Raw genomic sequence first — 18,817 nt, forward strand, 5'->3', positions numbered from 1 at the left:
TCCTCAATTCCTTCATCGCGGACGGCCTGATGCCGCCGCGGCGGCATCTTCGGCGGCCGGCATCCCCGACCAGACGTTCAGGCGAACCAGGTGCAGCCGGTTGGCCTCCGGCCGGACGGACCACTCGGCCAGGCAGTCGGCAAGCGGCCCGTCGGACAGGACGATCCGCAGCGGCACCGGCGTGGAGGCGACGATCCCGCGCATCTTCGTGCACTGTTCGCCGGTGTTGCCGGTCCACGGCGCGGGCTCGCCCTTCCCCCGCGGCGGCGCGATGTCCTTCACGTGCTCCAGCGCGGAGATCTGCGGGCGGATCACGCCGAGCCCGTGGTTGAGGTCGGCCACGAACATCGACGCGAAGAGGTTGTTCCAGTACGACCGGTCGAGCAGCACCAGCGTCGGCTTCCCGTCGGCCAGCAGGCCGTGGTGGTACAGCAGTTGGATGCTGCGCTTGTAGGGCGTCTCGAAGCTCCCGGCCCGCCAGGACGCCGCCCAGGTGGTCCCGGGGCTCGGCGTGCCGGACCACGGCTGCACCTTGCCCCAGCTGATGCCGCCGACCAGCAGCACGCCGAGCGCGGCGGCGGTGGCGGCGGCAGCCGTGCGGCGCAGCGGCGGCGCGAGCCGCCGGGCGACGACCGGCGGCTCGGCGATCCGCCGGATCGCGATGCCGATCGCCCCGGTGCCCACCAGCATGACGATCAGCCAGGCGTGGAGTGCCTTCTCGAAGTAGTAGACGGTCCGGCCGATCTGGAAGGTCTGGAACGCCCAGAAGGCGACCAGCCCGGCGAGCGTCAGACCGGCGAGGCCGAAGACCAGGCGCAGCGGCGGGATCCGGCGGGCCGGGGAGACGGCCATGCAGATGGCCAGCACGGCCAGGAGCGCCAGGAGCAGCCGCCGGTCCAGGTTCACCGTCCCGCCGGGCAGCAGCAGGTGCCGGCCGGTGTCCATGTGCCCGACGAAGCGCGGGACCAGGATGGGCAGCGCGGCGACCGGCACCGAGACCACTGCGGACACCGCGAGCAGCACGCGGTGCCGCACCAGCCGCCGCCGGTAGGTGTATCCGGCCAGGAGCACGCCGCCGGCCGCCACGGCCAGGAACATGCTGTACGAGAAGGCGGTGGCCACGACGAGCGCGGCGACCAGGACGATCTGCTCGCGGGTGCGTGCGGGCGGGCGGGCCAGTACCGCGGTGAGCATCGCGAGCCAGGCCAGGCCGATCGTCTCGGCGTCCGACTCGAGCGGGAACACCGACATCATGGGACCGGTCACCATGTACGCGCCGACGCCCGCGCACACGAGCGCGCGCGGCCAGCCGGCGAGCAGCGGCCCGGCCGCCCAGCGCACCGACCACACCACGGCCAGCACGAGGAAGGCCAGGCCGACGGTCGTGTACCAGTAGTAGTGGGCGAATTCGGCGGTCGAGGTGCCCGGGTCCGCCGTCGACCGCAGGAAGTGGTCCAGCAGGGTGTAGAGGTAGTGCGCGCCGCTCGGGTAGTTCGTCTCCATCCCCTCGTGCACGAACGGGCGGGCCGCTTCGGCGTGCAGGAAGGTGTAGCCGCCGACGTGCTGGATCGCGTCGTACAGCCCGTAGTGGCGCAGCCGGTCGCCGCCCCAGCCGAGCGGGAACTGGTCGAGGTTCTCCTCGAAGGTGCGGCCCAGCGTCGGCCACGCGATGCTCAGCCAGGCGGCGGCGGCCGCCCCGATCAGGATGAGGTCGCTGCCCAGCACGCGCTTGGGCAGCCGGGGCCGGCGTCCGGTGAGCCAGGCCGTGCCGACCAGCCCCAGCAGGGCGCAGCGCGCGATCGGCACCGGTTCGAGGTGCCAGGGCCACACCGAGAAGACCAGGCCGCCGGCGATCGCCAGGCCGCCGGCCAATCCGACCGCCAGCATGATCCGGTCGACCAGGTTGCCGCCGGCCCGCAGCAGGGAGGCGAGTCCCAGGACCACCAGCGCGACCAGCAGCAGGTCCGCGCCGAGCACATGCGTCAGGTCGGGGATGAACCAGGCCGCCGCGACCGCGGCCGCCCAGGCGGCCGGCGCCGGGATCCTCCGGGCGGTACGCGCCGGGCGCTGCGCGGGATCCGGTTCGGCGTTCACTGCGTGCTCTTGTCGGGGCTCACACCCTGCGCGGCCATCGAGAGCGGCGCGTCTTCTTCCCGGGGCGGGGCGGTCGCGGCGGACTCGGCCAGCACCTTCCGGGCCAGGAGTGCCGCGATGCCGGCCGAGACCAGGTCGGCGACGGTGAACAGCAGCCGGGACACCAGGGCGAGCGCGACCGCCTGGCCGCGCGGCATCGTGGTCGCCAGGGTCGCGACGATGACGATCTCGCGGACCCCCGCGCCGGACGGCAGGACGAACGCGAACACGCCCATGGTGAGGCCGACCGCGATCGCGCCGATGCACAGCAGCAGTTGCTTGAAGTCGGCGGGTCCGACCGCGCGCGCGAGCAGCCACAGGTGCAGGCCGAACAGCGTGTAGCTGAGCGCGGCGAGGCCGGCCACCCGGGCGACCAGCGCCCAGGTCAGCCGCAGCTTGACGGGCGGGCGGCGCAGCAACCGCAGGGTCCGCTCCCCCGCCCAGGCCAGGAACTTCGGGTGCAGCCCGACGAAGCCGAGCGGCAGGAGCACGAAGACCCAGGCCGCGCCCGGGGCGTCGTCGAGCATGACGGGCAGGGCGAGGATGCCCAGCAGCATCGAGGTCACGATCGCGATGGCGACGTGCAGGAGGGACGCGGTGAACAAGCGGGCCCGGGACACCTGGGCCTTGCGGCCCAGCTCCAGTTGCAGGACGTAGCTCCACACCGAGCCGGGCACGTACTTGCCCAGCTGGCTGACCAGCTGGATCTGGGCGCCTTTGCGGAACCCGATCGGCTTGCCCATGCTGTCGACCACGACCTGCCACGCGAGCGTGCCGGTCACCATGCCGATCATGAGCACCAGGCCGCTGGCCGCGACCGCGTACCAGGGCAGTTCGCGCAGCGTGGCGGCGACGTCGTTCCAGTGCTTCAGGACGACGTACGCGATGCCGCCGACCGCGAGGAGCAGCAGGACCGGGCGCAGCCACGCGACCAGGCGGCCGATGCGCCGCATCCAGACCTTCTTGCGGGCGGCCGCGGCCTCGGTGCCGGCCGCGGCGCCTTCGGCAGGACCGGGGGCACCGGCGGCGGCAGCGGTCCCGGCGTCCGCGGGCCCGCCCGGGCCGGTCGCCACGCCGCGGTCCGGGTCGCGGTCCGGGTCGGAGTCCGCCTCGGCGTCCGGGTCGGCAGTGCCCAGTGCGGCCTGCGGTGCGCCGCCCGGGACGTTCTCCGCGACGGCTTCGGCGACCGCTTCTTCGACGGCCTCTTCCAGGGCCCCGACGAAGCCGTCGTGCTCCGCGCGGCCGCGGTCCGGTCCGCCGGGCTCGCCGCGGTCCGCCGCAGGACCGGTCACCGGCGTGCCTGGGCGGGAACGGTGCCGAGGGTGGTCAGCCGGGTGAACTCGCGGGGCAGGTCGTAGCCGTCCCAGAGCGGCGCGAACGACAGCGCGGCGCCGAACGGCACGATGCGGTCGATGCCGCGGCCGGCCAAGGCGGCCGCGAAATCGGCGAGTTCGTCCTCGGGGATGCCGAAGTGGCTGAGCGTCTGGTCGCGCCGACCGAGCATCGGGACCAGGTCCGCGAGGCGGGCCACGGTGGCGGTCGGGAACGTCCCGGCGCCGAGCCAGGTCCGCGGGGCGGCCAGCGGGTCGGCGAGGTCGAGCACCGCGAGCGCCTCGTCGGCGGCGAAGCCGAGTGCGGCGGCCCGCCCGGCGGCCGCTTCCCCGTAGGCGGCCACCCGCTTGTGCACGGCCATGGCCGGGTCCGGGAGTTCGCCGCGCGCGGCGAGCAGTGCGGCGAGCCGCTCGAACAGGTCGGTGCGGGCCTCCGCGGCGGTGGTCGGATCGCCGACCCAGTACAGCGCGCGCGGCGAGGCGCAGGCGGCCTGGTCGAACCAGTAGCTGTCGTTGTAGAGGCCGACGACCGCCTGGTCGCGTGCGGCGGGGTCCGCGGCGAGCCAGCCGTCCGCGCCGACCACCGCGAAGGACGCCCGGTCCGGGAAGGTCAGGTCGCGGGCCGCGGGGCCGAGCGGCGCCCGGCGCACCGAGGCCACCGAGTGGTCGCCGCCCCACACCACGCGCAGGTCGCAGGCCGCGGAGAGGGCCTCGGTGATGCGGTCGTCGCGGTCGTACGTGATCATCCGCTGGGTCGCGGCGACCGCCGGGTGGGCGTCCTGCAGCGCGGTCGCGAGGCGCTCCAGGATCAGTTCGGCGGCCGGTCCGGAACGCGGCGAGATGCGGACCACGTTGCGGTTGCCGGTGAGCGCCGCGAGCGCCCACGCGTACACGAAGATCGTGTCGACGTTCGCGGGCGGGATGTGGAACACCAGGCCGCGCGGGAAGCGCAGCACCCGGGTGCTTCCGGTGCCCGGTTCGGCCAACCGGGCGAGCTGGGCGTCCAGTTCGGCGCGGCGCAGGAAGAAGCCGAGCGGCGCGAGCTCCGGATGGCGCCGGATCAGCGCGGGGTCGAGCAGGGTGCGCCCGAACGCGGTCAGGAAGTCGACCATGCGCGGGTCGCCCACCGCGAGCGGGCCGCCCGGCACGTCCCCGGACATCTCGTCCAGCAACCCGGTCAGGCTGCGGTCCGGTCCTGCCGGGAAGCGCGGACTGATGATCATGCGGCCTGTTCCCCCTGGGGATCTGCTGATGCGGCCTCTGCCGGGCCCGCTGCGGATTCCGCATACGTGTCGCTGCAGCCGCGCGCCTCGGCGCGGGGCAGCCGGCCGAGTACCGAGAAGCGCTTGCCGGGCCAGTGGCCGTCGTCGATGCCGTGCACCACGCCGAGGTCCTCGGTGAGCAGCACGTGCCCCGGGTAGGACTTCGGCAGCGTGCTGACCACCTCGATGACGCCCGGCGTGCCCACCGGCTGCTCGCGCCAGGTGCGCGGGTCGCGCACCACGACGTCGGCGAAGTCCGGGCAGTACAGCGCATCGCCGTCCGGTCCCTCGACGAAGACGGTGCCGATCTGCTCGACCATGCCGTAGTAGTTGTGGATGCGGGTCAGGCCGGTGTCCGCGGCGAAGCGGGCCCGGAACTCCGCGTTGTCCACCGCCCGGTCGGCGAGCTTCTTCCAGCCGCCGGAGTGCACGAGGATGCCCTGCGACAGGTCGAGCCGGTGCTCGGCGGCGACCTCGTACAGGTACTGCCACACCATGAAGGTGAACCCGAAGACCAGGAAGGGCGCATCGCCGTGCGCGGCGAGGAAGGCGCGCACCGCCTCGGGGTCCGGGCGGCCCTCGGCGTCCAGCACGTACGTGTGGTCGCGGCCGAAGCCGGCCATGCCCAGCACGCCGGCGCCGCGCGCCGAGAACGACCTGCGGTCCTTGACCACGGACGGGGTGTCGACCATGAGCATCGGCAGCCGCTGCTTGCCGAGGACGGCCTGCAGGGTCCGGCTGAGCGCGCGCGTCTGGTCGCCGGCCGCCGCCTTGTCCAGGTGGATGCGGGAGACCTCGGCGCCGGTGGTGCCGGACGAGGTGAGGGTCTTGAAGATCTCGTCCGGCGGGATGCTGGCCAGATCGTGGTGCTTGAACAACCGGACCGGCAGCCAGGGGAGTTCGGCGATGGTGCCGCCGGCCCCGCCGGGCTTGATGCCGAGCGCGCCCAGGATCCGGTCGTAGCCGGCGCAGTTGGCGCGGTGGTGCTCGGTCAGCTGCTGCAGCTCGGGCAGCAGGATCTCCTCGCGCTCGGCCTGGGTGCGGCCGAACACGAAGTCCTCGGCTGCCCCGGCAGAGTCGGTGCCCGGGCCGGTGCTCGGGCCGGTGCTCGGGTCGGCGGTCATACCGAGGCCTCCAGCGCGCGGTAGTCGACCTTGCCGCTGGCCAGCAGCGGCAGCGCGGGCAGCGTGCGCACGTCGAATCCGGAGGCGTGCACGCGCAGCCGCTCGGCGAGGGTGCGGCCGGCCTCCCGGCACGACTCGCCGTCGGCGCCTTCCAGCCACACCACGATGCGGTCGTCACCGGGCACCGCGGCCGCGACGCCGTGGCCGCGCAGCAGGTCCTCGAGGTCGTCGAGGCTGACCCGGGTGCCGAAGACCTTGCCGATCCGCTTGAGGCGGCCGGTGATGGTCAGGAAGCCCTCGTCGTCCAGGCGGCCGAGGTCGCCGGTGGCCAGCACGCCGCCGAGCTCGTCGCCGCGCGCGAGGTCCTCCTCGCATTCGGCGTAGCCCATCATCACGTTCGGGCCCGTGTAGACGACTTCGCCGACGCCTTCGGGGTCGGCCGCGCCGTCGTCGAGCGGCCGGATGGCGAACGCGCCGCCGGGGATGGCCTGTCCGGCGGTGCCGAGCTTGTCGGCGAGCCGGTCGGGGGGCAGCACCGCCATGCGGGCGGTGGCCTCGGTCTGGCCGTACATCACGGTCATCCGGCCGCCGACCGCCTCCATGCGGTCCGCGAAGTCCCGGACCAGCGTGCCGCGCAGCCGCCCGCCGGCCTGGGTGAGGGTGCGCAGCGCCGGGTGGTCGCCGGGGGCGAAGCCGATGCGGCGCAGCATCTCGTAGTGGTACGGCACGCCCGCGAAGCTGGTGGCGCGGTGCTCGTCGACCGCCTGCCAGAACGTGCGGGCCAGCACGCCGGTGCCTTCGACCAGCACGGTGGCGCCGACCACGAGGTGGCTGTTGAGCACCGAGAGGCCGTAGCTGTAGTGCAGCGGGAGCGTGGTGGGGGCGACCTCGGAAGGGCCCAGCGCCAGCGCGAGCGCGATGGAGCGGGCGTTGGCCAGCACCGCGGTCCCGGACAGCCGGACCAGCTTGGGGTTGCCGGTCGATCCGCTGGTGGTGAGCAGCACCGCGAGGTCGGGGTGCGGGGCCACGCCGTCCGCAGCGGTGCGCACCCAGCCGAGCCCGTCGGCGGCCTGGTAGCCGTGCGGGGTGGGGCCGTCCGCACCGGTCACCGCGGCCGGCCGGAAGCGGGCCACGAGGCCTTCGAGGGCGGTGCGGTCCAGCGCCGGGTCGAGCAGCAGCACGGGCCGCCCGGCGGCCAGTGCGCCCAAGTAGCGGAGCACTCCGGGCACGTCCTGGGCGGTCAGCGCGAACAGCATGCCGACGGGCAGGCCGGCCAGCCGTTCGGCGTGCCCGGCGATGCCCGCGGCCAGGTCGGCGCCGGCCAGCCGGGTGCCGTCGGACCCGTCGACCAGGGCGGCGCCGGGGTGGACCAGCTCGTCGACCACGGACCGCGCGTCGGCCCGCGGCTCGGACGCGTGCGTCACAGCACCAACCCTCCGTCGACGCCGAGGATCTGGCCGGTCACGAAGTCCGCGTCGGGGCCGCACAGGAAGCGGATCGCCTTGGCGACGTCCTCCGGCGTGCCGACCCGGCCGAGCGCGGTGTCGGCGGTCCGCGCGGCCACCAGGTCGTCCGGCAGGTGCGCGATCATGTCGGTGCGGATGACCCCGGGGGCCACCGCGTTGACCCGGATGTTGTAGCGGCCCAGTTCCTTGGCCGCCGACTTGGTCAGCGCGCTGACCGCGCCCTTGGACGCCGCGTACGCGCACTGGCCGGCGTTGCCGCGCTCGCCCACGATGGAGGCGAGCAGCACGATCGACCCGCTGCGCTTGCGCATCATGACCCGGGCGGCCGCCTGCAGGCAGGACAGGGTGCCGGCCACGTTGGTGCCGAGCATGCGGTCGACCAGCTCGTCGCGGATCATCCCGACCAGCGCGTCCTCGAGCACCCCGGCGTTGGCCACCAGGCAGTCCACGGTGCCGTGTTCGCGGGCCACCGAGGTGAACAGCGCACGCACGGCGGCGGAGTCCGTGACGTCCAGGCCGTACCCGGCGCAGACCGCGCCGGACTCGGCGGCCACCTCGGCGGCGCGCTCCTTGGCGACCGCCTCGTCGCGACCGGTCAGGACGACCGACGCGCCGGCCTCGGCCAGCGCGCGCACGGTCGCCAGACCGATGCCGCGGGTGCCTCCGGTCACCACGCAGATGCGCCCGCCGAGCGGCGCCGCAGTCCGGCTGTCAGTCACCGAGGCCCATCTCCCGCAGCATGTCGTAGGCCACCTTGAAGGCGCTCATGTCGATGACCTGGTCGGTGTCGAACTGGACGTCGAACTCGTCCTCGATCGCGGCGACCAGGGCCATGTGGCCGAGCGAGTCCCACTTGTCGATCTCGCGGTAGCGCAGGTCCTCGATCTTCGTGTCGGGGTCCAGGTCGAGCGCGTGCGCGAAGACGCCCTTCAGCCTTTCCTTGGTGGACATGCGTCCCCCTTCTCGCCCGCCGAGGGGCTGGTCGTCGGGATTCGGTTGCGTTGCGGTGGTCATGCGGGAGCGGGCGCCGACCGCTCCCATTCCGCCAGCAGTTCGGCGATCTCCGCGGGCAGGCCTTCGGGCACGGGACTGCGGCCCTTGACGTACTCGCCCATCGCCTCGGCGGTGGCGCCCTCGATGCCGCAGCGGCTGAGGCCGATCTCGTTGACGCCGATGGTGCGCGCCGGATTGCCGACCGCGATGGAGAACGGGCCGACCTCGCGGCGCACCGAGGCGCCCATGCCGACCATCGCGCCGGGGCCGATCCGGCCGTACTGGTGGATGGTGGCGCCCATGCCGATGTTGGCGTGCGCGCCCACTTCGGTGTGGCCGCCGAGCTGCGCCGAGCAGGCCAGGGTCACGCCGTCGGCGAGCGCCACGTCATGGCCGACGTGGCTGCGCGCCAGCAGGTAGCAGTCGTCCCCGACCCGGGTGGTCCGCTTGGTGCCCTGGTGCAGGGTCACGTACTCGCGGACGAAGTTGCGGTCGCCGACCGCCACGCCGCATCCCTCGAGTTCGCCCTCCCAGGCGACCGGGTGCGGCCCGCCGCGCCATTCCCCGGGGGTGCCGATGGTGACGTGCGGGCCGATCCAGTTCCCGTCGCCGATCCGGCACGGCCCGAGGATCACGCTGTACGGTCCGATGACGTTGCCGTCGCCGAGGACGACGCCGTCACCGACGACAGCGGTGGGGTGGATGCGGTTGGCCACGGTGATTCCTGACTATGGGTGGTTTCTGCCACCGCACGGACCCGGCGCACTTCGGCCTCGACGTGCTCCTCGTCGATCCGTTGGAACACCCGTGCGGGATTGCCGCCGACCATGGACCGGTCGGGTACGTCCTTGAACACGACGGACAGCGGCTGGACCGTGACGAAGTCGCCGATCACGACGCCCGGCATGATCACGCTGTTCCCGCCGATGAAGCAGCCTTTGCCGATGCGGATCGGCTTGCGCTCGATCAGGTCGGAACCCGAGTGGTTCTCCAGCGCCATGTTGGCCAGCCAGCTCGAGTGCGTGAACACCAGCACGTTGAGACCGATGCTGGTGTGCGCGCCGATGCTCAGCCCGCCGCTCGCATCGAGCACCGCGCCTTCGCCGATCCAGCAGTGCTCGCCGAGTTCCAGCCGCTCCGGGTTCACGATCTTGGCGCGCTCGCGGATCCGCGTGGTGGGCGGCAGGCCGAGCAGCGCGGCGCGCTCGCTGTCGTTCATGTACTGCCCGACCAGGTCGGTCAGGATGGCCGGGCGCAACCGGTTGCTGCGGTCGTCATCGTGGAACATCGGCGGCCTTCCCGGGGGCGGCGGCGAGGCTGGGCGCCGCGGCGGAACTGCCCGCGGTCCCGTCCAGCATCTGCCGGAAGACCTCCAAGTGCTGTTCGGTGACACGCGACAAAGTGAAGTTTTCTCGGACAAGTTCACGCTGCCGCTGCGCGATGGCCTCCCGTTCGGAGGGGTCGTCGAGCAGCCGCAGCAGGGCGCGGGCCAGTTCGTCGGCGTCGGTGGGCGAGACCAGGACGGCGTTTTCCCAGTTCTGCAGCCGGATGCCGGGGAAGTTGCTCTCCCGGACCGCGACGACGGTCGCGCGGCCGGCCGCCATGGCCTCCAGGCTCGCGGTGCCGCAGCCGCCGCCGGACAGGTCGTGCACCTCGATGTCCGCGGCCGCGAAGTACGAGGGCACGTCGTCCTTGGGCACCGCACCGACGCACACCACCGCCTTCTCGATGCCGAGCTCGCGGGCCCGGTCGAGGAAGGCGTCGTAGTAGACGGTCCCGACCACGACGAGCTTGAGGTCGGGGTACTTGCCCAGCACCGAGGGCAGCGCGTCCATCAGGAGCTTGCGGTCGCGCAGCGGGATGACGTGGCCGACCGAGACGATGACCGGACCGTCGCCCAGGCCCAGTTCGGCGCGGATGTCGCGGGCCGGCGGGCCGTCGAAGCGGGTCGGGTCGACGGCCACCGGGATGTAGTCGAAGCGCTGGACGGTCGCGTCGTAGCGGTCCTCGCAGTAAGTCGCGGCCAGCTCGTCCATGATCACGTAGCGCGGGTCGTAGCGGCGCAGCACGCGGCGCAGGAACGTCCGGTCCAGGGTCTTGAACGCGCGTGCGTAGAAGGCCCGCGGGCTCTCCAGCCGGGTGTGCACGGACAGCAGCACCGGCACGCCGCGCTTCTTGGCGTACTGCCCGGTGAGCCAGCTCAGGTCCAGGAACTGGCCGTGCTGGTGGATCACGTCGGGCCGGAAGCCGTCGAGCAGCCGGAAGACGCGGCGCAGGTTGCGCGGCCCGGTGGTGAAGGTGATGTCGAAGTCGATGGAGAGCCCGAGCTTGGGCATCGTCATCGCGGGCAGCCGGTGGATCTCCACCCCGTCGACCACCTCGTACGCGGGCGCGCCCCGGTACGCGGCGGTCAGGACCACCACTTCGTGGCCGCGCGCCGCGTACTCCTGGGCCAGTGCGGCCGACAGGTGGGAGCTGCCGCCCACGCGCGGAGGGAAGAAGTTGTTGACGACGGCGATACGCATGCTGTGGCGGAGACCTTCGGAGTTGCCGGGCGGACCAGTGGGACGAGGGGAGTCGGACGGTCAGCGCGCGTTGCGGACCAACTCGGCCATGCCCTGCTCGACCGAGACGGCCGGCTCCCAGCCCAGGACCTCGCGGGCCCGGTTGATGTCCGCGGCGCGGCGCGACACGAGGACGTCGCGCGGGTTGAACTGCGCCTCCATGTCCACGCCCACCGCGGCGATGAGGATCTTGGCGAGCTGGGCGATGGACGTGTCGATGCCGGTGCCGATGTTGATCGGCATGTTGTCGCGCTCGGACTCCAGGGCCGACACGACGGCCCGCGCGATGTCGCGCACGTGCACGAAGTCCATGGACTGCTCGCCGCGGCCGTCGATGACCGGCGGCTCGCCGGTGCGGATGCGGCGCAGGAAGGTGTTGATGACCGAGGTGTAGTAGGCCTCGATCTTCTGGCCCTCGCCGTACACGTTGAAGAACCGCAGGGCGAGCCAGGACAGGCCCTTGGTGCGCTGGTAGAACCCGAGGAGGTCCTCGCCCATGCGCTTGCTGATGCAGTACGGGGTCAGCGGGTCGAGCCGGTCGTCCTCGTGCATCGGGAGCTTCTCCGGGTCGCCGTAGACCGACGCGGAGGAGGCGAACACCAGGCGCTTGACCCCGTGGTCGGCGGCCGCCGCGAACACGTTGTGGTTGCCGGTGACGTTGATGTCGATGCTCTCGTACGGGTCCGCGATGCTCTTGTTGATGGACACCGTCGCGAAGTGGATCGCGTGCGTGCAGCCCTTCATGGCGTTCTGCACGGCGCCGCCGTAGCGGACGTCCTGCTCGACGAGGTCGACCATGCCGGTGGCGGCGAGCTCCTCGACCATCGCGCGGTCGCCGCGCAGCATGTTGTCGAAGATCCGGACGCGGTAGCCGCGCTCGAGGAGGATCGGGATGGTGTGGCTCGCGATGAAGCCGGCTCCGCCGGAGAAGAACACGGTGGGGACGGACACACTGCACTCCTGGGGCTGGCGCTGATCTGGCGGTCTTGCGGGGCGCTGGGACGTTCTGCGGGCGGCCCGGCCGGGCGGGCTCCCCGCGCGGCCGGGCCGCAGGTCAGCTGCTGTTCTCCACGGCCTTGCGCACCGCGATGGCGACCCGCTCGACCTCGGAGTCGGTCAGCTCGCTGTGCATCGGGATGGCCAGCTGGCGGCGGAAGAGGTCGGCGGAGACCGGGCATTCCCGGGTGTCGCCGTAGACCGGCTGGACGTGCGAGGCGTAGGTGCCGAAGTTGCAGCCGATCTCCTGCTCGCGCAGCAGCGCGGCGGTGCGGCCCCGGTCGACCTCGGGGGCGAGGGTGAGCAGGTACGACTGCCAGCTCGTGGTGCGGTCGGCGGGCTCGGCCGGCAGGGTCAGGCCCTCGGCGCCGGCGAGCAGTTCGGCGTACCGGTCGGCGGCCGCGCGGCGGCGGCCGACGAGCTCGGGCAGGCGGCGCAGCTGGACGCGCATGACGGCGGCGGCGAGGTCGGACAACTTGTAGTTGTAGCCCGCCTCGTCGAAGACCGGGATCGGCAGCTCGGTGCTGGCCGCGCGGCTCCAGGCGCTCTCCAGGCCGAACGAGGCCAGCTTGCGCACCTTGGCGGCGAGCACCGCGTCGTCGGTGACGACCGCACCGCCTTCGCCGCAGGTGATGCCCTTGCGGCCGTGGAAGCTGAACGCGGCCACCGGGGCCAGCGAACCGGCCGGCCGGCCCTGGTAGGTGGAGCCCGCGGCGCAGGCGGCGTCCTCCACGAGGAACAGGCCGTGGCGGTCCGCGATCGCGGTCAGCTCGGCGTAGTCGGCGGGCATGCCGGCCGCGTCCACCGCGATGATGCCGACGGTGCGCGGGCCGACCAGCGCCGCCACCGAGGCCGGGTCGACGGTGCCGAGGTCGGCGCGGACGTCGGCGAACACCGGGGTGGCGCCCGTGTAGAGCACCGAGTGGCCGGTGGCCGGGAACGTGTAGTCGGCGACGATCACTTCGTCGCCCGGTCCGACCCCGCGCGCGAGCAGCGCCAGGTGCAGGGCGGCGGTGCAGTTGGCGACCGCGACCGCGTGCCCGACTCCGCAGGCCTGCGCGAACTCCTCCTCGAAGGCCCGGCAGGCGGGTCCGGCGCCGGCCACCCAGCCGGAGCGGAACACCTCCTCCAACGCCGCGAGTTCTTCGGCACCGAGGCTCGGCCGCCCGAGCGGCACGGCACCGTGCGTACCGGAATTCCCCGCCATGGCGTCTCCTGCTTCTGCGTCTGCTTCTGCGTCGTCTGTCTTCGGGCCCATGGGCTGTGCGCCGATGCGTCCGCGTGCCGCCTGGGCCCGGGCACGAGGCACAAGCCCGATGACGATGGTCGGCACGACGGCACCCGCGACCCGGGGCTCCGTTGTCTTAACCGGCCCCACCCCCGGGGGGTTACTCACCCGAAGGAGCGATTTGCCTCGGGATCGCACGAGGCAGAGGAGTAGAACGACGCCGCCGAAGACATAAGCATTGGCCGCGATCACACCCAGGGGTTCCGCACCGGGGACGAGCGCGGCGTACTGCGCCGCCATCCCCCACAGCGGCTGCGGCACCGCGGCCAGGACGACGCCGCCGGGGGTGACCGCGAACGGCAGCGCGACGCACAGCGCGAGCAGCGCGGCCGTCCGGGCCGCGGCCGCCCGGGACGTCCCGGCGCAGCACACCAGCGCGACGGCGGCCCAGACCCAGTGGTGCGTCCAGGAGATCGGCGAGACCAGCAGTCCGGCCAGCGCGACGGTGAGCACCCCGGGCAGGTCGCGGCCCTCGGTGCCGAAGCGGCGGGCCGCCAGGAGTCCCGCGGCCGGCACGATCGCGGACGCGGCCGCCCACACCGCCCGTGCGGTACCGGGGTCGTCCATCAGGCGGTGCGACGCGGCCAGGATCGACTGGTTCCAGATGCTGCTCATCGCCTCGGGCGCCAGGCGGGTTCCGGCGATTCCGCCGTGCAGCCAGTAGGCCGCGGCCGCCTCCGGCAGGACCAGCCAGCCGATTCCGACGGTCGCCGCGAAGACCGCGGCCGCGGTGCCGGCCGCGCGTCGGCGGCCGGTCGCCAGGAGGTACAGGGCGAAGACCGCCGGGGTGAGCTTGAGGCCGGCCGCCAGGCCGATCCCGATCCCCCGGGCCCGGTGCCCGCGCGGCAGCGCGAAGTCGCCGATCACCAGGGCGACGACGACGAGGTTGATCTGCCCGACGAAGAGGTTGTGCTGGACCTGCTCCAGCCAGAGTGCGCCCGCGGCGGCCAGGGCTGCGGTCCGCGCGCGGTTCCGGCGGCCGCTCAGGTGCGCGGCGCACCAGACGATCGCGTACAGGCCGACGAGGGACGCGACGGTCAGGCCCCAGGCCAGCGCTTCCGGACCGCCCGCGCTCCCGCACCGGAAAAGCCAGGCGGCGAACGGCGGGTAGAGGAAGGGAAGCTCATAGCCCGTGAAGTCGGTCGTGTAGAGGTCGCCCGGAGCGTGCCCGAGGGAGCGGGCTGCGTCGTGGTAGATGCCGGCGTCGACCAGCCGCCACGGCAGGCCCTGTTGCCGGTCCGCCAGGAAGGCGTACAGCAGAAGTGAACCGGCGAGCACCAGCCAGGGCCACACCGCGGACGCCCGCGCCGCCCGCGGACCGGGATCCGGCGCGCCGACAGGCCGGTCGCCGGACGCCGTGTCGGGCCCGGCCGGCCCCCGGGGCCCGTCGAGCACACCCCCCGGTCGCCGGGCGGCCGGCCCTGCGGTGTGTTCCGGATCCACACGCGGACAACTCCCGCACGTCCGGTCCGGTTACGCCGGGCCGGGCAGCAGCAGAGGCGGCAGCCGCGGCCGGGGCGCAGCGGCCGCCCCGCGGGCCGCCGGTCGGGAGCGTCTCAGGCGCGCGTCAGGCTGCGCGCGCCGCGCATGTGCACGGACTGGAGCAGGCCGATGGCGATCCAGATGGCGAACATCGAGGAGCCGCCGTAGCTGACGAACGGCAGCGGCAGGCCGGCCACCGGCATGATGCCGATGTTCATGCCGACGTTCTCGAACATCTGGAAGCCCAGCCAGGCCACCACCCCGGCCGCGATGATCGTGCCGAAGAGGTCGTCCGCGTTCACCGCGATGCGGATGCCGCGCCACAGCAGCACGCCGAACAGGAACAGGATCACCGAGCAGCCGACCAGCCCCAGTTCCTCGCCGGCCACCGAGAAGACGAAGTCGGTCTGCTGCTCGGGCACGAACTGGCCCTGGGTCTGCGGGCCCTGGAAGAGGCCGGTGCCGAAGAGCCCGCCGAAGCCGACGGCCATCTTGGCCTGCGCCACGTTGTAGCCCACGCCCGCGGGGTCCAGGGTCGGGTCGGTGAACGCCGCGAAGCGGTCGATCTGGTACTGGCTCAGTATCCCGAGCTTCCACACCGCGAGGGCGCCCATGACGCCCAGCCCGACCAGGCCGCCGATCCAGCGCGCCTGCGCCCCGGAGGCGAGCAGCACGCCGAGGATGATCACGCAGATCACCATCGCCGAGCCGAGGTCGGGCATCAGCATGATGATGCCGATCGGCATCATCGCGATCACCAGCGACCAGAACACCGCGCGGTTGCCCGGGCGTTCCACGTCGCCGGTGTCGACGCGCTCGGCCAGCAGCATGGCCATGCCGAGGATGACGCCGATCTTGGCCAGCTCGGCGGGCTGCAGCGAGAAGCCCGCGGGCAGCAGGATCCAGGCCTTCTGGCCGTTGATGGTGGCGCCCAGCGGGCTCAGTGCGGCGAGAAGGCCGAGGATCGCCAGGATGCCGACGAACGGCACCAGGACGCGCAGTCTGCGGTGCCCGAGGACCGCGACGCCGGCGAACAGCACCAGCCCGATGGCGAGGTTCAGCAGGTGCTTCTTGAGGAACGCCTGCGGGTCGCCGCCGGTCAGGTGCGTGCGCGGCCTGGTCGCGGACCACACCAGAAGCGATCCGATGACCGACAGGGCCAGGGCCGCCCCGAACAGCATCCAGTCGAGCCGGCGTACCGGGGCGTCGCGTTCGAGCGCCCGGGTGGCCAGCGAGCGGCGCTGCTCGGCGAACGCGGGCGACAGTTTCTGCAGGGTCGGCGGCCCGCCCAGCCCGAAGGCCTTGGGCCGGCTGTTGCGCATCTTCAGCCCGAGGTTCACACGAACCTCCCCCCGCGGTACGGCACCCGCTCCGGCGGCAGTGCCGCGGTCTGCGCGGCGGCCATCGCGGTGCGCGCCCCGTCCGGGGCCGGCACGCCCGGCGCCTCGAAGGAGTACACCGCGGCCGGGACGACGGAGCCGTCCGGGTTGATCTGCGGCAGCACGGTCGGCGGTGCGGTCAGCAGCGCCTTGGCCGGGTCGATGTTGCCCTTCTCGTCGACCCCGAACAGCGCGTCGTAGATCTTGCGGACGCTGGGGCCCGAGGTGCCGGAGCCGGTGCCGCCCTGGCTGACCATCATCACGACGGCGTACTGCGCGCCGTCGGCCGGCCCGCCGTACGTGGCGAACCACGACGTGGACTGCTTGTTGGCCACCGAACCGGTACCGGTCTTGGCCCCGATCGGCAGCTTGTCCTGCGGCCAGCCGGCGAAGACCCGGGCCGCGGTGCCGTTCACCGAGACACCCTTCAGCGCGTTCTGCAGGTAGCTTATGGTCGCTTTGTCTATCGGCAGCTGGTTGCTGACCTCGGGCTGGATCTCGCGCACCAGCTTGCCGTCCGCGGTCACCACCGCCTTGCCGATGGTCGGCTCCCACAGCGTTCCGCCGTTCGCGATGGCCGCGTACACCCGTGCCATCTGCAGCGGGGTCACCAGCGTCTCGCCCTGCCCGATCGCGAAGTTGACCGCGTCACCGGCGCGGAACTGCCAGCCGTCCAGGCAGTTCTCGTGGTAGACGATCTTGTCCGCGGCGGGCGTCTTGGGGTCGGTGGACAGCTTGCACCAAGTGTCCTTGTTCTTCTCCCACTCCATGCGCCGCACGCCCTGGTCGACGATGCGGCCGCCGACCTCGCCGGGGATGTCGATGCCGGTGGGCGAGCCCAGGCCGTACGCGCGGGCCATGTCCACCATCGGGTGGGTCTTGCCCTTCAGGCCGCCCTGCTTGAGCCACATGTCGTACGAAAGGCCGTAGTAGACCGTGTTGCACGAGACTTCGAGCGCGCGGGCCAGCGAGATGTCGCCGTGGCTCGCCGACTCGAGGTTGTTGAAGGTGATGCCGCCGACCGTGATCGAGGACGGGCACCCGTAGTTGCTCTTCACCGAGTAGCCGTTCGCGGCGGCCGCCGACGTCGAGATCACCTTGAAGACCGAGCCCGGCGCGAACTGCCCCTGGGTGGCCCGCGGCATGAGCGGCACGCCGGCCTTGGGGCTGGTCAGCGCCTCGTAGTTCTGCTTCGAGATGCCGCCGACCCACACGTTCGGGTCGTAGCTCGGGGCGCTCGCCATGGCGATGACGCGCCCGGTCTTGACGTCCATCACCACGACGGCGCCCGCGTCACCGGCGAAGTTGCGCTTGGTGTTGCCCGCGTCGAAGGTGTTGCGGGCCCGCTGCAGGGCCTCCAGCAACTGCTGTTCGGCGACTGCCTGGATGCGCGCGTCGATGCTCGTCACCAGGTGGTTGCCCGGGCTCGCGGGGGTCTCCGAGACGGTGCCGGTCACCCGGCCGAGGTTGTCGACGGCCAGCTTGGTGACCCCGGCCTTGCCGCGCAGGTCGACGTCGTACGTACGCTCCAGGCCGCTGCGGCCGACCTGGTCGGAGCGCTGCAGGTCGTCCTTGCCGGCTTCCTTCTGCTTGGCGAGTTCGTCGTCGCTGACCGGCGACAGGTAGCCCAGGGTGTGCGCCGCGTTGACGCCTTCCGGCATCGGGTACGCGCGCACCGCGGTGGGTTCGGCGGTGATGCCGGGGAAGTCCTCGCGGTGCTCCATGATGGCCAGCGCCTGCTCGGTGGTGGCGCTCTGGGTCACCGGGATCGGCTGGTACGGCGAGCCGTTCCAGCACGGCTGCGGCACGTTCTTCTCGCACAGCCGGACCTTGAGCTTGACCTCTTCGGCGGGCATGCCGAGCACGCCGGCCAGCCGCTCCAGGACCGCGTTGCCCTTGTCCGGCATCTTGAGCAGTTCGGTGCGGCTCGCCGAGACCACGAGCGCGGTGCGGTTCGCGACCAGCGGGCGGCCCTTGTCGTCCAGGATCGAGCCGCGCACCGCGTTGGTGACCACCGAGCGGACGTTGTTGCTGGTGGCCGCCTTGGTGAACTCCTCGCCCTGGCGGATCTGCAGGTACCACAGCCGCCCGAACAGGGTGACCACCAAGGACAGCACCAGGACCTGGAGGATGATCAGTCGGGCCCGGACACCGTGGGCCCCGTCACCGCGCGAACGCCCCGCGTTCGTCAGGCTGGGCATCATCGGCGTATCACTCCCACGCTCTCGGGTGCAGCTCGGAACAGGTCGTGCGGATCGGGCCGGGCGGGTGCGGCCCGGTCAGATGATCGGCAGCATCGGCTGCGGGTCGGTGCGGCGCGCCCCGGCCATCACCAGCGGCACCACGAACGGTGCGAGCACCGCGTCGTAGACCACCGAGGTGACCATGAGGTGGCCGAGCCCGACGTCGCGGGCCGCGGTGTCCCCGACCAGGGCGCCGACTCCGGCGTACAGCACGGTGGTCAGCGCGGCGAGCACCACGACCACCAGGATCGGGGTGAGCGCCGACTGGCGGTTGCGGCTCGCGAACAGGCCGGCCGCGTAGCCCGCCACGCACAGCACGAACGCGTAGCGCCCGGCGGCGTGGTCGGCGGGCGGCGCGAGGTCCGCGCACAGCCCGGCGGCGAAGCCGATGACGCAGCCCGCGGTCGGGCCGTACGTCATGGCCATGCCGACCACGACGAGCAGCAGCAGGTCGGGTACCGCGCCCGGCAGCCCGAGCCGGGCCAGCACGCTGACCTGCAGGACCAGCCCGACGACGATGAGGACGGCGGCGTACAGCACGCGTGCGGCTCCCACC

14 protein-coding genes and 1 pseudogene are annotated in these 18,817 nt (G+C 72.7%); all 15 read right to left on the bottom strand.

What is annotated here, in order from left to right:
• Nucleotides 1–12: 12 nt before the first annotated feature.
• Nucleotides 13–2,094, bottom strand: coding sequence for a hypothetical protein (locus tag LZ495_RS40615; RefSeq protein ID WP_235058265.1), 2,082 nt, complete (start codon nucleotides 2,092–2,094; stop codon nucleotides 13–15).
• On the bottom strand, nucleotides 2,091–3,425 hold the full coding sequence (locus tag LZ495_RS40620) for a lysylphosphatidylglycerol synthase transmembrane domain-containing protein (protein ID WP_235058266.1): 1,335 nt from the start codon (nucleotides 3,423–3,425) through the stop codon (nucleotides 2,091–2,093). Before LZ495_RS40620 ends, LZ495_RS40615 begins: the two co-directional genes overlap by 4 nt.
• Complete coding sequence (locus LZ495_RS40625; protein ID WP_235058267.1) at nucleotides 3,422–4,687, bottom strand: acyl-CoA reductase; 1,266 nt, start codon at nucleotides 4,685–4,687, stop codon at nucleotides 3,422–3,424. The genes LZ495_RS40620 and LZ495_RS40625 overlap by 4 nt, the downstream gene beginning before the upstream one ends.
• Nucleotides 4,684–5,850: a LuxE/PaaK family acyltransferase gene (locus LZ495_RS40630; protein WP_235058268.1), complete on the bottom strand. Its 1,167-nt coding sequence runs from the start codon at nucleotides 5,848–5,850 to the stop codon at nucleotides 4,684–4,686. Before LZ495_RS40630 ends, LZ495_RS40625 begins: the two co-directional genes overlap by 4 nt.
• Nucleotides 5,847–7,274 (bottom strand): AMP-binding protein, encoded by a 1,428-nt coding sequence (locus LZ495_RS40635; protein WP_235058269.1) that lies wholly within the window; start codon nucleotides 7,272–7,274, stop codon nucleotides 5,847–5,849. Before LZ495_RS40635 ends, LZ495_RS40630 begins: the two co-directional genes overlap by 4 nt.
• Entirely contained in the window at nucleotides 7,271–8,035 is a 765-nt protein-coding gene (locus LZ495_RS40640) for an SDR family NAD(P)-dependent oxidoreductase (RefSeq protein ID WP_235058270.1), read from the bottom strand. Before LZ495_RS40640 ends, LZ495_RS40635 begins: the two co-directional genes overlap by 4 nt.
• The gene (locus tag LZ495_RS40645) at nucleotides 8,028–8,267 is read right to left on the bottom strand and encodes an acyl carrier protein (protein ID WP_235058271.1); all 240 of its coding nucleotides are present in this window, start codon (nucleotides 8,265–8,267) and stop codon (nucleotides 8,028–8,030) included. The genes LZ495_RS40640 and LZ495_RS40645 overlap by 8 nt, the downstream gene beginning before the upstream one ends.
• Before the next feature lie 59 nt (nucleotides 8,268–8,326).
• Nucleotides 8,327–9,025, bottom strand: a complete 699-nt coding sequence (locus tag LZ495_RS45160; RefSeq protein WP_235058272.1) for an acyl-ACP--UDP-N-acetylglucosamine O-acyltransferase family protein — start codon at nucleotides 9,023–9,025, stop codon at nucleotides 8,327–8,329.
• Entirely contained in the window at nucleotides 8,941–9,597 is a 657-nt protein-coding gene (locus tag LZ495_RS40655; RefSeq protein ID WP_235058273.1) for an acyltransferase, read from the bottom strand. Before LZ495_RS40655 ends, LZ495_RS45160 begins: the two co-directional genes overlap by 85 nt.
• A complete protein-coding gene (locus LZ495_RS40660; protein WP_235058274.1) occupies nucleotides 9,584–10,834 on the bottom strand; it encodes a glycosyltransferase family 4 protein in 1,251 nt (416 codons plus the stop codon). The genes LZ495_RS40655 and LZ495_RS40660 overlap by 14 nt, the downstream gene beginning before the upstream one ends.
• 60 nt (nucleotides 10,835–10,894) lie before the next feature.
• Complete coding sequence (locus LZ495_RS40665; RefSeq protein ID WP_235058275.1) at nucleotides 10,895–11,824, bottom strand: NAD-dependent epimerase/dehydratase family protein; 930 nt, start codon at nucleotides 11,822–11,824, stop codon at nucleotides 10,895–10,897.
• 103 nt (nucleotides 11,825–11,927) lie between these two features.
• On the bottom strand, nucleotides 11,928–14,450 hold the full coding sequence (locus tag LZ495_RS45165; protein ID WP_308268858.1) for a DegT/DnrJ/EryC1/StrS family aminotransferase: 2,523 nt from the start codon (nucleotides 14,448–14,450) through the stop codon (nucleotides 11,928–11,930).
• 263 nt (nucleotides 14,451–14,713) lie between these two features.
• The gene (rodA, locus tag LZ495_RS40680) at nucleotides 14,714–15,979 is read right to left on the bottom strand and encodes a rod shape-determining protein RodA (RefSeq protein ID WP_235058276.1); all 1,266 of its coding nucleotides are present in this window, start codon (nucleotides 15,977–15,979) and stop codon (nucleotides 14,714–14,716) included.
• Nucleotides 15,976–18,219 carry a penicillin-binding protein 2 gene (gene mrdA, locus LZ495_RS40685; RefSeq protein ID WP_372498717.1) on the bottom strand — a complete coding sequence of 748 codons (2,244 nt, stop codon included), beginning with the start codon at nucleotides 18,217–18,219 and terminating at the stop codon, nucleotides 15,976–15,978. The genes rodA and mrdA overlap by 4 nt, the downstream gene beginning before the upstream one ends.
• A 93-nt stretch (nucleotides 18,220–18,312) precedes the next feature.
• Nucleotides 18,313–18,816 (bottom strand): annotated as a pseudogene (gene mreD, locus LZ495_RS40690) (rod shape-determining protein MreD); the annotation flags it as partial.
• Nucleotide 18,817 lies beyond the last annotated feature (1 nt).

This window comes from Yinghuangia soli (genome assembly GCF_021502675.1).
Taxonomy (GTDB): Bacteria; Actinomycetota; Actinomycetes; order Streptomycetales; family Streptomycetaceae; genus Yinghuangia; species Yinghuangia soli.